The organism is Streptomyces sp. NPDC047453 (assembly GCF_040643155.1).
Taxonomy (GTDB): domain Bacteria; phylum Actinomycetota; class Actinomycetes; order Streptomycetales; family Streptomycetaceae; genus Streptomyces.
This window is the reverse complement of record NZ_JBEYTS010000032.1, coordinates 1-14,523: the sequence shown is the minus strand read 5'-3', so window position 1 is coordinate 14,523 and position 14,523 is coordinate 1. Positions and strand designations below refer to the sequence as shown.

Sequence of the window (14,523 nt, the reverse complement as noted above, 5' to 3'; positions counted from 1 at the left end):
GTGCCGGGGTCACCTGTGCGCGCCCTGGCTCGGTGCGGGGACGGCGGGTGCGTGGGCGATGAGATGCCGGACGAGGGTCAGCAGGGTCTGGATGCCCGAGCTGGAGATGCGGGCGTCGCAGGGGACCACGGGGATCCGCGGGTCGAGGTCGAGGGCCGCCCGCACCTCCTCGGGGTCGTACCGGTGGGCACCGTCGAACTCGTTGACCCCGACGACGAACGCGAGGCCGCGACGTTCGAAGAAGTCGACGGCGGCGAAGCACTCCTCCAGCCTGCGGGTGTCGGCGAGGATCACCGCTCCCAGGGCGCCCTCGCACAGCTCGTCCCACATGAACCAGAACCGTTCCTGGCCGGGCGTACCGAACAGGTAGAGCACGTGCTGCGGATCGAGGGTGATGCGGCCGAAGTCCATCGCGACGGTCGTCTCGACCTTGTTCTCCACGCCGTCGAGGTTGTCCGTGGCCGCGCTGACCGTGGTGAGCAACTCCTCCGTGCTCAGCGGCGCGATCTCGCTGACCGCGCCGACGAAGGTCGTCTTGCCCACCCCGAACCCTCCCGCCACCAGGATCTTCAGCGCGGTGGGGAAGGGATCGAGGCCGCCGTCGTAGTCAGAGCTGTCGTCGTAGTCCATCGAGCACTGCCTCCAGAAGAGCCCGGTCGGTGGGGTGGTGTTGGTACGCGGGGGGCCTGGTGGTCAGCGCCCCGCAGTCGACGAGGTCGGACAGCAGCACCTTGGTCACCACGGCCGGCAGCTTCAGATGGGCGGCGACCTCGGCCACCGGGAGGGGGGCGCGGCACAGGTCGAGTGCCTGGCCGTGCTCCGGGCCGAGGTAGGCCAGCGGTGTCACACCGGTGGCCATCACCTGCGACATGAGGTCGAGCGCGATGCTGGGCCGGGTGCGGCCGTCGCTGACGGTGAAGGGGCGCACCAGCCGTCCGGCCGCGTCGTCGAGCCAGGGCCTGTCGCCGGCCGCCGCCGCGCTCAAGGCCGCAGCGCCCGGGATTCGACGGAATGCTGCCGAGGCGCGGTCTCGAGGTAGGGGCGGACGCTCTTGACCAGCATCGCCATCTCGTAGCCCAGCACCGCCGCGTCGGCCTCGCGGCCGGCGAGCACGGCGAGGCAGGTGCCGGTACCGGCGGTGGTGACGAACAGCAGCGTCGAGTCGAGTTCGACGACGACCTGCCGCACCTCGCCGCCGTCGCCGAAGCGGACGCCGGCGCTGCGGCCGAGGGAGTACAGGCCGGAGGCCAGGGCGGCCATGTGGTCGGCGCTGTCGTGGTCGAGGCCGTGGACGGACTTCACCAGCCCGTCGCAGGACAGCAGGACCGCGCTGGTGGTGTGCGGTACGCGCTGCACGAGGCCACTCATCAGCCAGTCGAGGTCGGAGACACGGCCGGTCGGCGCATCGCTCGCCATGGTGGATCGACTCCTTGGGGTCCGAAGGTCTGCGCAAGCGCTGGGGTCGGGAGTGGTGGCGGGGCTGGGCGGACTGGTCATTCGGCCGACTCGCCCCCGTCGTGCCGGAGGGTGAGGTACTGCCCTGGCAGGAGCACGGGCAGCGTCTCCGCCGGCCCGGACTCGTCCACGGGGTGGGCGCCGCCCGGGGGGTGCGGCTCGTGCGGGCGGGCCGGCTCCGCGGCGGCCGGCTCCCGGCGCTGCTCCGATTCGGCGCGTCCCATGCCGCGCCGGAAGGCCGCCATCAGCCCGGGGTCGTGGCCGGCGACGTACTCGGATTCCTGGCGCGGCAGCGGGCCACCGCGCAGTTGCGGCACGAGGTGCTCCTGGGCGCGCCGCCGGGGCAGTCGGGGCCTCTCCATGGTTCCGCGCACCGCTCCGGCGCGCGGAACGGGGGGTTCACCGGCGTTCGCCGCCACGGCGGCCCGCTCGGCGGGCCGGATGCCCGGCACGGCCTCCGCGGGAGTCTCCTGCCCTTCGCGCGCCGTTCGCCGCGGCAGGGGATCGAGGTGATCGCCGTTGGTGGACTCGACGGACCGCACGTCGTCGCTGGGCGAGATGGGGGCGGGGACGGGGGCGGGCAGCAGGTCGCCGCCGGGTACGGGGGTGGGCGTGTCGCCCCTGGACAGGGGCATGGGCAGGGGCGTGTGGCTCCCGGGAGCGGGCGCGGGTACGGGCACAGGTGTGTCGCCCCCAGACACAGGCCCAGGCATGGGCATGGGCGTGGGCGTGTCGCCCCCGGACATCGGGGCGGGTACGGACACAGGCATCTCGCCCCCAGACACAGGCCCAGGCACATACATGGGCGTGTCACCCCCGGACACAGGCGTGACGGGTCCGGCGTCGCCGTTCACGCGGGATACGACGGGCGGCGGAAGAACGCCTCCGTACGCGCCGGCGACGCGGCCCGCGTCGTGGGCGCCGGCGCCCGCCACGGGATGCATCCCGCCGTCGCGTCGGCGCGTGTCGCCGGGGCGGGCGGGGGCGCCGAGCAGGTCGGTGACGGGGCTCGGCGCGGGTCGTACGCCGTTGCCGTGCACGCCTCGCACAGGCTCCCCGCGGCCGCCGGACACGGCCGGGGCGCGGTGGATGCCGCCGCCGTTCAGGGCCGGCGGGACAGCGTGCGCGTGTCCGCCGTCCGGGAGCGACGGGGCGGCGCTCGACGGGTACGGCGCCGGGGCCGCGGGCCGCATGCCGGTGTCCAGCGCCCCGAACGACGTGCCGGAGGCTCCCGTCGACGTTCCCAGCAGTGCCTGCGGCACGACGACGACCGCCTGCACACCGCCGTAGATGTTGGTCTGCAGGCGGACGGTGATGCCGTGCCGCCTGGCGAGCTGGGAGACCACGTACAGCCCGATGCGGCCGTCGGCGAGCAGGCTCGCGACGTTGACCTGGTCTGGGTCGGCCAGCAGGGCGTTCATCCGGACCTGCTCGCCGACCGGCATGCCCAGGCCCCGGTCCTCGACCTCCACCGCGAGTCCGGAGGTGACGAGGTTGGCGCGCAGCAGGACCTGGGTCTGCGGGGCGGAGAACAGCGTGGCGTTCTCGACGAGTTCGGCCAGCAGATGGATCACGTCGGCGACGGCGTGGCCGCGCAGCCGCCCCTCGATCGGCGGGGCGAGCTTGACCCGCGAGTACTGCTCGACCTCGGCGATGGCCGAGCGCAGCACCTCCGTCATGCAGACCGGGTTGCTCCACTGGCGGCGGGAGACGGCGCCGCCGAGTACGGCGAGGTTCTCGGCGTGCCGGCGGACCCGGGTGGCGAGGTGGTCGACATGGAAGATGCCCTTGAGCAGGTCCGGGTCCTCGATGTCGTTCTCCAGCTCGTCGAGGGTGGAGATCTCCCGGTGCACCAGGGACTGGAGGCGCCGGGCGAGATTGACGAAGACCTCCAGTTTCTGTTCGCTGCCCGTCTGGCTGGACAGCTGGGCGGCCTGCACGACGGCGGCGACGGCCCCGTCGTGGGCGCGCGCCAGGTCGGCGGCGAGCAGGTCGACCTCGTCGGCGTGCTCCGGCGGGCCGCCGCGCGACGTGCGCCGCGGCGGGGCCTCGCCCTGGCGCAGGGCGTCGACGAGGGCGCGCAGTTCGGCCTCGCGGCGCGCGGTGCCGCGGCGCAGGACGCCGATCCGGTCGTGCACCGACCGGGCGGCCCGGCCGGCGGCGACGGCGGCGATCGTGATGCCCGCGAGCGTGACCGCGAACGCTCCGGCGAGCACGGCCCACAGGACGAGACCGGGGCGTGCGCCGGTGGAGCGCACGGTGAAGAGCACGGCCCCGCCGGCGCTGAGCGCGACCGAGGTCGGCGGCAGCACCGCCAGGCGCATCAGCTGCGGCCGTAGACGGGTCTCGGGCAGCGAGGGGACGGTGCGGGTGACCGGGCGCCCGTGCCGCCCGCCCTCACGGCGGTCTGCGCGGGCGGCCGGTGCACGGAGGTGAGACATCTGTTCCTCGTACGGGTCCGTCGGGCCTGTGTACTCGCGCCCGGGGCGCGAGCGGGCATGCGCCATCGCTGTGCCGGTCGACAGCAGCGCGTGTACGGCACCGCGTCGCCCCACGGACACTCACAGTAGTCACCGACGCACCAAGTGAGGTGGACAGTTGACGAAATCCCCCCGAAAGCGTCCCGCTCTGGTATGAGCGTTCGCACGACAGAGCGAGCACCCGCGCCGCCACACACCAGCGAACCGAAATACATCGATCCCACCTGGTCAGAACCGGTCACGAACGGACGGCGGGCCGGAGAGACATCGCCTCTCCGGCCCCGCCGTCCATGCGGCCTCGTCCGGCCTCGTCCGGCCTCGTCCGGCCGGAACGATCTCGGCTCCTCCCCTGCCCCGACCAGCGCCCTCGGCACCGTCACGCGCTGTGTCGGTCCGCGCTCAGGCCGACCGGGCCGGGAGCGAGCCCGACGGCCACCGGCACCACCGCCTCGCGACCCCGGCCTGGGACCGCCGCGTCAGAACCTGGGAGTCACCCGTCCGGCGTCACCGCTCGCCGGCGAGATCGAGATCGCTCGGGACGGTCGGCGCGGCCGGCGCAGTCGGGGCGGCCTCCGGCCCCTTGGCGCTGCGCCACGGGTGGGAGAGAGGCGCGGACACCGGTCGCCACCACGGCTCCGCGGGCACCTTGCCCGAGGGCTCGAAAGGCTCCCCCGGCCGCGGGAGCGCCACTGCCTGCCCCGCCGCCTCGGCGGCGTCCTTCGTCCACTCGCCGGGCTCGGCCCAGGCGTGCGGGGCGAGGGTGAAGGTTCCCCAGTGGATCGGCAGCAGCACGCCGGACGGCGTGTTCCCCTGCAGGTCGAGGTGGGCTCGGACCCCCTCCTCGGGCGTCATGTGGATGTCCGGCCAGAACTCGGAGTACGCGCCGATCTGGATCATCGTCGCGTCGAACGGGCCGTGGTCCGCGCCGATCTGCCGGAAGCCGTCGAAGTAGCCGGTGTCACCGCTGTGGTAGATCCGGTGCTCCTCGCCCGCGACGGCCCAGGAGGCCCACAGGGTGTGCTGGGTGTTGCGCAGGGCCCGGCCGCAGAAGTGGCGGGCGGGGGTCGCGGTCAGGGTGAGCCCGCCGACCCTGGTGGCCTCGTGCCAGTCCAGTTCGCGCAGGCGGTCGGCGGACACGCCCCAGTGCTCCAGGTGGGCGCCGACGCCGAGGGGCACGGCGAACACGGTGTCCGTGCCGGCCAGCGCCTTGATGGTGGGCAGGTCCAGGTGGTCGTAGTGGTCGTGGGAGATGACGACGACGTCGACCGGGCCGAGCGCGGCCAGCGGCAGCGGCACCGGGTGCAGCCGCCGGGGTCCGACGAAGGGGAACGGCGAGCAGCGCTCGCCCCACACGGGATCGAAGAGCACCCGCTGCCCGTCGATCTCCGCGAGGACGCTGGAATGTCCCATCCAGGTCAGCCGCAGACCGCTGGCCGCGGGCTTCGCCAGGTCGGCGAGCGTGGTGGCGTGCGTGGGCACGGTGCCGCGCGGGGCGCGGCGGCGGCGCTCGTCCTTGTCGAGGTAGCGCCTCGCGAAGGCCGGCGTCGAGCCGGAGGGCCGGGTCCGGGCAGGACCCCCGGGGTTCTGGAAGACGCCGTCCTTGAAATGGGGTGATCTGCGGATGCGCGCCATGCGCTCTCCGCTGGGGTCGGCGCCGAAGGCCTCGGGCCGCAGTGCACGGAGCCCCGGGTTCGAAGGACGGAATCCTGCCACGCTACCTCCAGGTGGAGTCGGTCAGGCTTTCCATTATGTCGGGCCCCTCCGACGGTCCGGATGTCACAGCGGCGCGCTCCCGTCCGTCGTACCGGTGCAGGCACCCACGAGGTGCTCACGGAACCGATGCAACTGGAGGTGGCCGCCATGGCCCGCGTCTCGCTCAGCCCGCCCCGCACCCGCTTGTTCCGCCTGGTCGAGTGGTACAGCAGGCGCGTCTACGGCAAGGTGCTGGACCCCGCCCGGGCGCTCGCGCACAATCCGCGGGTCCTGTGGAGCGATCTGCGGTTCGAGCAGTCGCTGGCGAAGTGGAACAGGCTCGACCCCGATCTGAAGGCGCTCGCCGAGATGGCGTCGGCCGCGGCGATCGGCTGCTCGTGGTGCATGGACTTCGGCTACTGGGTCGCCCGGGAGCGCGGCATGGCGCCCGAGAAGCTGCACGACGTCCCGGCGTGGCGGGACAGCGACGCCTATACGCCGCTGGAGCGCGACGTCCTCGCGTACGCCGAGGCCATGACGGCCACGCCGCCCACGGTGGACGACGACCTGGCCGCCCGCCTGCGCGACCGGCTGGGCGAGCCGGCCCTGGTCGAGCTGACGGCGGTGGTCGCGGTCGAGAACCTGCGCTCGCGCATGAACTCCGCACTGGGCCTGACGAGCCAGGGCTTCAAGGACTCCTGCGAGGTCCCGGAATCCGCACGGGCCACGGACAACGCGTCGACGCGGCACCCCGGCCCCGGCACGGCCGCCCAGGGCCGGGTCTCGCCCTGACCGCGTGCGGCCCCGGCGACCAAGCTGAGTGAGCGGGTGACAAGCCTCCGCTCGAACACGGCCCACAGCGCCCCACGCTGATACGGCCGACGAGGACGGCTCAGGGCTGAAGGGCGGATCGAGCCTGGATGCCCGGAGCCTCCCCCAGGCAGCGGAAGGCGACCGTCACCGGCCCGACGCAAAGGAGGGCCGGCGGGCACGTTCCGCCGCCCGGATCCGGGCAGCGCCACCGGACGGGAAGGCCGTGGGCTTGGGGCGGCGGCCGGACGAAGCCCGCCATTACCGGCCCAGGCGCGGAGAGCGGATACCGGCGGCCGCGTTCCGCCCCCCGATCCCGGCACCACGACTTCCCGGACGGGACAGCACCGCGGTTGACGGGCGGTGGCTGCCAGACTCCCGGCGATCCCACCCCGCGTCCCACCACCCCGCCGGACGGAACGGCCGCCCCCCGCCGACGAGCCGCGGTGCAGACTCCCGTATCCCGGGCCCGATGCAGCCCGACAAGGCGGCCGACAGCGGCCCCGGCACGGAGGGTGATGGGGACAAGCCCGCCGCCCGGAGCCCGGCGGTCCCATCCCGCGTGCGACGGCCCCGCCGGACGGAACCGCCCCGCGGCCGACGAGCGGCGAGGCGGGCCCCCGTGCCGGAGCCGGATGCGGCCCGGGTTCCCGCAAGCGGGGCCGGATGCGGCTCCGCCCAGGTGCCGGGCCCGGGTGGGAGGCGTTGGGCCTCTGTGGGTTCAGGCCACCGACGCGATCCGGGTCCTGATGGCGTCGGGGGACAGGGCGCCCTTGGCCGTCACGTGGTCGCCGGAGGACTCGCCGCGCAGTCGGCGGCCGATCCACGGCACCAGGTACTCGCGCGCCCAGTGCACGTCGTCGCGGCGGACCTCCAGCGTGCCGCGGGGCGGCAGCGGCGGCCAGGGCTGCTCCGGGTCGGCCGGGACGTCGAGTCCGAGGACCTGGCCGGCGCGCAGCGCCACGCGCGTGTGCCCGTCGGGCGAGAGGTGCAGGCGGTCGTCGTCCCAGGCGCGGCGGTCCTGGACGGCCTTCAGCGACCACAGGTCGAGCACCGGGCAGCCGTAGCGGTCGGCGATGGCCCGCACATGCCCGTTGTACGTGGCGATCTTGCCGCGCAGATGCTTGAGCAGGGGCACGCCCCGCGTGTCGAAGCCGGTGGTCACCATGACCGTGCCCGAGACGGCGGCGAGCCGCGAGACCGCCTCCTCGAAGCGCTCGGCCACCTCGTCCGGGTCGGTGCCGGGGCGGATGATGTCGTTGCCGCCGGCGCAGAACGAGACCAGGTCGGGGGCGAGTTCGACGGCCCGTGAGACCTGGTCCGCCACGATCTGGTCGAGCAGTCTCCCGCGCACGGCGAGGTTGGTGTACTGGAAGCCGCCTTCGGGCCGCCGGTCGGCGAGCAGGACGGCGAAGCGGTCGGCCCAGCCGACGAACGCCCCGTCGGGGCCGGGATCGCCGACGCCCTCGGTGAAGCTGTCCCCCACCGCCACGTACGACCCGATCACTGATCTGCTGTCACTCTTCGAATCGTCTGCCACGTCGGCCCATGATTCACCTTCGAATGTGACCTACGCGACCGTAGGAAGGGGTTGACGGCCGGTGAGAAAAGCCACTTCGGCCGATCGCCCCGGCGGGAATACGCGGACCCTCAGACCCGCCGCAGTCGGACGACCGTCGCGTCGAAGTCGCCCCGCAGTCCGGTGCGCAGCCCGTGGTGCAGCAGCACGGCACCCCGGTGCACTTCCCCGGTGTCCTCGCACGCGTACGACGCCGCCGGGTCCAGTCCGCGCAGCCGCAGCGCGGGCACGGGCTCGCCGTGGTGCTGCGCCTGGAGCAGGGCGAGGACGACGGTGTCGTCGCCGAGGACGTACTGCACCGCGCTCAGCCCGCCCCGCGGGGGCCGCAGCCGGTACAGGTCGCCGCGCTGGACCACCGGCCGGATCTTCTTGTAGAGGGCGATCCGGTCGCGGGCCTCGGCCAGTTCCTCCTCCGTCCACCGGGTGAGGTCGCCGCCCACCCCGAGCACCCCCGCCATGGCGCTCACGAAGCGGAAACGCAGTGTGCTGGACCGCCCGTTGAGCATGGCGTTCGGGCTGTCGGTGACCCAGGCGGCCATGACCCGAGCGGGATGGATCTGGCTGAAGCCGTGCTGGATGGCGAGGCGGTCCAGCGGGTCGGTGTTGTCGGAGGTCCACACCCGGTCCGTACGGGACAGGACGCCGAGGTCGATCCGGCCGCCGCCCGAGCAGGCCGGTGCGCACCAGGCGGGACTCGGCGGCCCAGCGGCCGTGCAGCTGGGACAGCCGCCAGCCCTCGCGGTCGGGCAGGGTCCAGGTGGCGGAGTCGGCGCGCAGCACCTCCACGGCTTCGGGCCCCCGGTTGGCGAGGGTGACCCGGCGCTCGACGACGTCCCCGCGCATCCGGTAGTGGAGTGTGATGTCCAGCCCCGAGTCGTGGAACAGCAGCCGCAGTTCGTCGTCCTCGGTCCGGTACGCCCCGAAGGTCCACTCGGTGCCGCGCCGTTCGGCGGTGCGCACGGACAGCGCGGGCCGTACGAAGCGGGGGCCGCCCTCGACCGGGTACTTCTCGTGTCCGTCGAGCGGGGACTCGAAGGGCCGGGCGTCCGGCAGCGGACGGGCGGCAAGGGCCTCGGCGTCGGCGAGGGCGATCCTCGGGCCCCAGTGCAGGTGGAGCAGTTCGCCGCGTGCGGTGAGATGGACGGCGTAGCCGCTCGTGGGCCCGGTCAGCAGCCATGTGCGGCCGTCGTCGACGGTCTCCAGCATGTTCCGTCCCCCACAGGTCCGAACAGGTCCGCGCACGCACCGACATCATCGAGGCGCGCGGGCGCCGGGGCAACGCCCGTGGACAGCCCCCGTTGCCCCGGGAAGCCATGTCGTATGGTCGAAGCCGTGCCCGCCGACGCGCCGTGACGGCGGGACCGAAAGGGAGGAGTCCCCGTGACGCAGCAGGTCCCCTCGACCGAGCCCGAGCTGGCCGCAGTGCGCAACTTCCGTGATGTGGGCGGGCTGCCGACCGTGGACGGCCGGCGGGTGCGGCACGGGATGCTGTTCCGCAGCGGCCACCTCGCGCACGCGACCGACGAGGACGCGTCCTTCCTCGGCTCCCTGGGCCTGCACACGATCTTCGACTTCCGCAACGCGGCCGATGTGAAGTTGGAGGGTCCGGACGTCGAACTGCCGGGCGTGCGCCATGTGAACCTGCCGCTGAGCGACCCGGCCGACGGGGCCGAGTTCTGGAAGATGGTCCGCGACGGAGACCTCGACGAGCTGCGCTCCGTCCTGGACGACGGCAAGGGCGCGCACCGGATGATCGCGTCCTACCGCGTGCTCATCAAGGAGCGCACCGGCGAGCACTCCCAGGTGCTGCACGCGCTCGCCGAGGACTGCGTGCCGGTCCTGATGCACTGTGCGGCGGGCAAGGACCGCGCGGGCCTGTCGATCGCCGTGACCCTTCTCGCCCTCGGCGTGGAGCGGGACGCGATCGTCGCCGACTACCTGGAGTCGAACGCCAAGCACCGCCGCTACAAGGTGCACCGCAGCAACACCTCGGCCGCGGCCTACTCCCCCGAGGTCATGGAGCTGCTCAGCCCCCTGTTCGAGGCGCGTGCCGAGTACCTGGCGGCGGCCCTGGAGACCATCGAGGAGACCTGGGGCGGCGTCGACTCCTATCTGGAGCGGGGGCTGCGGCTGGCTCCCGACACCCGGGAGCGGCTGCGCGAGCGCCTGCTGGACTGACGGGCCGTCACTTGGAGCCGCCGACCGAGAACAGGAACCAGACGAACCCGGCGAAGAAGTGCCCGACGACGGTGTAGATGACGAGCCGGACCCACAGGGCGCGCGGGAACTTCTCTTCCAGGTTGCTCATGGCATGTCTCCGATGTGGGGGCCCAGGCACAGCGCGGCCGTGGGACTCTGCAACAGGGTATGGACGAAGAGGAGCTCGACCCCGTCCGGGCTCTCGGCCGCGATGCGGTGCGGGGTCAGCGAGTCGAAGTGCGCGCTGGTGCCCGGCACGAGCAGGTGCGTGGCGTCCCCGAGACGGAGCCTGAGGTGCCCCTTGAGGACGTACAGCCACTCCTCGCCGGGGTGCACGCGCACGATGTCGCCCTGGGAGCCGTGCGGGACGCGGACCCGCAGGGCCTGCATCCCGCGGCCGGACGCGCCGGCCTGCCAGTACGTCCAGCCGCCGGCCCGCGTCGGCTCCATGTCCTCGGCGCGCACGACCGCGTCCCGGTCGGCGACGTTCTCGCCGAGCAGTTCGGAGACGGTCGTACCGTAGACACGGGCGAGCGCGAGCAGCATCGGCAGCGAGGGCTGGCGCTGCCCGGTCTCCAGGCGGGAGAGGTGGGCGGGCGACAGTCCGGCCGCGCGGGCCGCGGCCTCCAGGGTCAGTGCGGCACGGCGGCGCAGCGCACGCAGTTGCGGCGCGACGGCGGGCAGGTCCGCGGCCTGCCCCGCAGAGGGCTGGGACTCTGGAGAGCTCATACCTCCATTCCAGCGCCACTTTGCCCCTAAGGCAAATTCCTTGCCTCAGAGGCAAAGCACTTTGTCCGGCTCGGCTCACCGGTTGGCGACGGCCTGCTTGACCAGCGTCTTTCCGAAGTCCCACATCAGCCCGCCGCCGTGCGCGTCGTCCATCACGGCGGTGAAGGCGTCAACGAACCGGTCGACCTCCGCCTCCCCGACGACCAGCGGCGGGATCAGCTTGATCACCTCCAGGTGGTCGCCGGAGACCTGGCTCAGGATACGGTGCCGCTGCAGCAGCGGGACGACCACCATCTGCGCGAACAGTCCCTTGCGGGCGGCCTGGAGCATGGTCCAGCGCCCGCGCAGTTTCAGCGACCTCGGCCGGCCGAACTCGATGCCGATCATCAGGCCCCGGCCGCGCACGTCGGCGAGCAGCTCGTACCGGTCGGTGAGCGCCGCCAGCCGGGACTTCAGCAGCTCGCCCGTGGCCCGCGCGTTGGCCACGATCTGCTCGTTCTCCATCACGGACAGTACGGCCAGCCCCGCCGCCATGGCCTGGGCGTTGGACCCGAAGCTCGCCGAGTGGACCAGCACCCGGTCGATCGAGGAGTAGACCTTCTTGAAGATCCAGTCCCTGCCGAGGGTCGCGCTCACCGGCACATAGCCGCCGGACAGGGCCTTGGCCACGCAGACCAGGTCCGGCTCGACTCCGTCCTCGTGCTGGTAGGCGTAGAAGTCGCCGGTGCGGCCCAGGCCGGTCTGCACCTCGTCGGCGATGAGCAGCGCCTTGTGCCGGTGCAGCAGCTCCTGCGCGGCGCGCAGCCAGCCGGGCGGGGCCTCGTGCACGCCCTTGCCCTGGATCGGCTCGACGATCAGGGCGGCCACGTCGCCCTTCCTCAGCTCCCGCTCGACCGCGTCGAGGTCGCCGAGCGGGACGGCGGTGTCGGGCAGCAGCGGGGCGAACCCGTCCCGGAAGCCCTCCTCGCCGTTGACGGACAGCGAGCCGGCGGTCAGGCCGTGGAAGGAGTGCTCGCAGTAAAGGATCCGCGGCCTGCCGGTGGCGCGGCGGGCGAACTTCAGCGCGGTCTCCACCGCCTCCGTGCCGCTGTTGCCGAAGAACACCCGGTCCAGGTGCGGGCTGTGCGCGAGCAGCCGCTCGGCCAGCAGCCCGGGCAGCGGCTGGCAGTCGAAGCGGGTGAGATCGGCGAGCTGGGCGTCCAGCACGTCGTGCAGCGCCTTGCGGACGACGGGGTGATGGCGGCCCAGGCCCATCACCCCGAACCCGGAGAGCATGTCCAGGTAGTCGTTGCCCTCCGCGTCCCAGAAGTACGCGCCCTCGGCCCGCTCGTAGACCTTGTCGAAGCCGATGGTGTGCAGCATGCGCGGGAGTTGGTGGTTGAGGTGCCTGGCGTGCAGCTCGTAGCGCTCGGCGCCGCGCTCGGACAGCAGGGCGCCGAGGTCGAACTCCGTGGTCATTCGGTTGTCTCCTTGACTGCCATGACGGCCCCGGCGCCGTCCTGCGCCGGGATCGTCCCGGCCCGCTCCCGCACGGCCAGGCTCGCGCCGATCCGTCCGGCGACCTCGACCGGGGTGAGCCCGATGTCGGCCAGTACCTCCCCGCGCTTGGCGTGCGCGAGGAACTGCTCCGGGATGCCGAACCTCCGTACCGGTACGTCGACTTCGGCGTCACCGAGCGCCAGGGCGACCGCGGCGCCGACACCGGACGCGCGGCTGTTGTCCTCGACCACCGCCACCAGCCGGTGCCCGGCGGCCAGGCCCGGCAGCGCCGGATCGACGGGCTTGACCCAGCGCGGGTCGACGACGGTGCAGCCGATGCCCCGCGCCTGGAGCAGTTCGGCGGCCTGGAGGCACACCGGCGCCATCACGCCGACGGCGACCAGCAGGACGTCGGGCCGCTCCGTCCGGTGCAGCACGTCCATGCCGCCGACGCGGCCCGTGGCCTCGATCCGCGGGCCGACCGACTCCTTGGGGAAACGGACCAGGGTCGGCGCGTCGTCGACGGCGACGGCCTCGCGCAGCTGGGCGCGCAGCTGGTCGGCGTCGCGCGGCGCGGCGATCCTGAGGCCGGGCACGACCTGGAGGACGGACATGTCCCACATGCCGTTGTGGGAGGCCCCGTCGACGCCGGTCACTCCGGCCCGGTCCAGAACGAAGGTGACCCCGCAGCGGTGCAGGGCCACGTCCATCAGGAGCTGGTCGAAGGCGCGGTTGAGGAAGGTGGCGTAGACGGCGACCACCGGGTGCAGACCGCCGGTGGCGAGCCCCGCCGCCGAGACGACCGCGTGCTGCTCGGCGATGCCCACGTCCCACACCCGGTCCGGGAAGCGCTCGGCGAACTTGCCGAGGCCCACCGGGTGCAGCATGGCGGCGGTGATCGCCACGACGTCGTCCCGCTCCTCGCCGATCTTCACGATCTCGTCGCCGAACACGGAGGTCCAGGACGGCCCGCCGGCGGGGGTGAGCGGTTCGCAGGTGAGCGGGTCCATCACGCCCACGGTGTGGAAGTGGTCCTCCTCGTGGGCGAGGGCGGGTTCGTAGCCGCGGCCCTTCTCGGTGAGGCAGTGGACCAGGACGGGGCCGTGGAAGCGTTTGGCCCGGCGCAGCGCCGACTCGACGGCCTTGATGTCGTGTCCGTCGATCGGGCCGAGGTACTTCAGCCCCAGGTCCTCGAACATGCCCTGCGGCGCGAACGCGTCCTTGAAGCCCTTCTTCGCGCCGTGCAGCGACTCGTAGAGGGTGTTGCCGACGACCGGGGTGCGCTGGAGGACGTCCTTGCCCCAGGCCAGGACCTTCTCGTAGCCGTCGGTGGTGCGCAGGGTGGCCAGGTGGTTGGCGAGGCCGCCGATGGTCGGCGCGTAGGACCGCTCGTTGTCGTTGACGACGATGATCAGCGGCCGGTCCCGGGCGGCCGCGATGTTGTTCAGCGCCTCCCAGGCCATGCCGCCGGTCAGCGCGCCGTCCCCGATGACGGCGACGACGTGTCCCTTCTCGCCCTGCACCTGGCGGGCCTTGGCGAGTCCGTCGGCCCAGCCGAGCGCCGTGGAGGCGTGGCTGTTCTCGATGACGTCGTGCTCGGACTCCTCCCGTGCCGGGTAGCCGGACAGCCCGCCCTTGCCGCGCAGCTTGGAGAAGTCCTGACGCCCTGTCAGAAGCTTGTGCACATAACTCTGGTGACCGGTGTCCCACAGGATCCGGTCGACCGGCGACTCGAAACTCCGGTGCAGCGCGACGGTGAGTTCCACCACGCCCAGGTTGGGCCCGAGGTGACCGCCGGTCCTGGCGACCGCTTGCACCAGGAACTCGCGTATCTCGTCGGACAGTTCACCCAGTTCCGCCTCGGACAGCGCCTTCAGGTCGCGTGGTCCCCGGATGCTCTCCAGAATGGTCACGCTGGGCCCCCTCTCGGTCCGTGCCGTACTTCAACTCACTGTGACTGTCGGTGTCCCCGTGCCGGTGCGGCCGCCGGCCGCGGCGTCGTCCCGCTCCATCTGCTCGGCGATCTTCATGGCCTCCTCGATCAGGGTCTCCACGATCTTCGACTCCGGGACGGTCTTGATGACCTGCCCCTTGACGAAG

Annotated in this window: 12 protein-coding genes and 2 pseudogenes; 2 read left to right on the top strand and 12 right to left on the bottom strand. The window is 72.9% G+C overall.

The features are described 5' to 3' along the window. Window positions 1-9 precede the first annotated feature (9 nt). The 5 genes from ABZ818_RS25270 to ABZ818_RS25250 all read right to left on the bottom strand — a co-directional run bounded on the left by ABZ818_RS25270 (window position 10) and on the right by ABZ818_RS25250 (window position 5,648). On the bottom strand, window positions 10-630 hold the full coding sequence (locus ABZ818_RS25270; RefSeq protein WP_361418827.1) for an ATP/GTP-binding protein: 621 nt from the start codon (window positions 628-630) through the stop codon (window positions 10-12). Continuing rightward, on the bottom strand, window positions 608-985 hold the full coding sequence (locus ABZ818_RS25265; protein ID WP_361418824.1) for a DUF742 domain-containing protein: 378 nt from the start codon (window positions 983-985) through the stop codon (window positions 608-610). The genes ABZ818_RS25270 and ABZ818_RS25265 overlap by 23 nt, the downstream gene beginning before the upstream one ends. Continuing rightward, a complete protein-coding gene (locus tag ABZ818_RS25260; RefSeq protein ID WP_361418821.1) occupies window positions 982-1,416 on the bottom strand; it encodes a roadblock/LC7 domain-containing protein in 435 nt (144 codons plus the stop codon). Before ABZ818_RS25260 ends, ABZ818_RS25265 begins: the two co-directional genes overlap by 4 nt. 77 nt (window positions 1,417-1,493) lie before the next feature. After that, window positions 1,494-3,896, bottom strand: coding sequence for an ATP-binding protein (locus tag ABZ818_RS25255; RefSeq protein ID WP_361418818.1), 2,403 nt, complete (start codon window positions 3,894-3,896; stop codon window positions 1,494-1,496). 543 nt (window positions 3,897-4,439) lie between these two features. Further along, on the bottom strand, window positions 4,440-5,648 hold the full coding sequence (locus ABZ818_RS25250; protein ID WP_361418815.1) for an MBL fold metallo-hydrolase: 1,209 nt from the start codon (window positions 5,646-5,648) through the stop codon (window positions 4,440-4,442). Window positions 5,649-5,774: 126 nt separating this feature from the next. Here ABZ818_RS25250 and ABZ818_RS25245 point away from each other — a divergent pair, with 126 nt between their 5' ends. Beyond that, complete coding sequence (locus ABZ818_RS25245) at window positions 5,775-6,419, top strand: carboxymuconolactone decarboxylase family protein (RefSeq protein WP_361418812.1); 645 nt, start codon at window positions 5,775-5,777, stop codon at window positions 6,417-6,419. A 739-nt stretch (window positions 6,420-7,158) separates the two neighbouring features. Here ABZ818_RS25245 and ABZ818_RS25240 read toward each other — a convergent pair. Further along, window positions 7,159-7,944 (bottom strand): SGNH/GDSL hydrolase family protein, encoded by a 786-nt coding sequence (locus ABZ818_RS25240; protein ID WP_361418950.1) that lies wholly within the window; start codon window positions 7,942-7,944, stop codon window positions 7,159-7,161. A gap of 143 nt (window positions 7,945-8,087) precedes the next feature. Beyond that, window positions 8,088-9,222, bottom strand: a pseudogene (locus ABZ818_RS25235) (alpha-galactosidase). Window positions 9,223-9,396: 174 nt separating this feature from the next. Between ABZ818_RS25235 and ABZ818_RS25230 the strand changes: the two are divergent. Next, window positions 9,397-10,194, top strand: coding sequence for a tyrosine-protein phosphatase (locus ABZ818_RS25230; protein WP_361418809.1), 798 nt, complete (start codon window positions 9,397-9,399; stop codon window positions 10,192-10,194). A gap of 7 nt (window positions 10,195-10,201) precedes the next feature. On the opposite strand, the gene ABZ818_RS25225 is transcribed toward ABZ818_RS25230, so the two are convergent. From ABZ818_RS25225 to ABZ818_RS25205, 5 genes and pseudogenes are all read right to left on the bottom strand, one after another. Further along, window positions 10,202-10,324: a DUF6126 family protein gene (locus ABZ818_RS25225; RefSeq protein WP_141356258.1), complete on the bottom strand. Its 123-nt coding sequence runs from the start codon at window positions 10,322-10,324 to the stop codon at window positions 10,202-10,204. Beyond that, window positions 10,321-10,944, bottom strand: coding sequence for an XRE family transcriptional regulator (locus ABZ818_RS25220; RefSeq protein WP_361418805.1), 624 nt, complete (start codon window positions 10,942-10,944; stop codon window positions 10,321-10,323). The genes ABZ818_RS25225 and ABZ818_RS25220 overlap by 4 nt, the downstream gene beginning before the upstream one ends. Before the next feature lie 75 nt (window positions 10,945-11,019). Continuing rightward, entirely contained in the window at window positions 11,020-12,402 is a 1,383-nt protein-coding gene (locus tag ABZ818_RS25215) for an aspartate aminotransferase family protein (protein ID WP_361418802.1), read from the bottom strand. Then, window positions 12,399-14,336 carry a 1-deoxy-D-xylulose-5-phosphate synthase gene (dxs, locus tag ABZ818_RS25210; protein WP_361418799.1) on the bottom strand — a complete coding sequence of 646 codons (1,938 nt, stop codon included), beginning with the start codon at window positions 14,334-14,336 and terminating at the stop codon, window positions 12,399-12,401. The genes ABZ818_RS25215 and dxs overlap by 4 nt, the downstream gene beginning before the upstream one ends. Before the next feature lie 30 nt (window positions 14,337-14,366). Further along, window positions 14,367-14,523: pseudogene (locus tag ABZ818_RS25205) on the bottom strand (4-hydroxy-3-methylbut-2-en-1-yl diphosphate synthase); the annotation flags it as partial.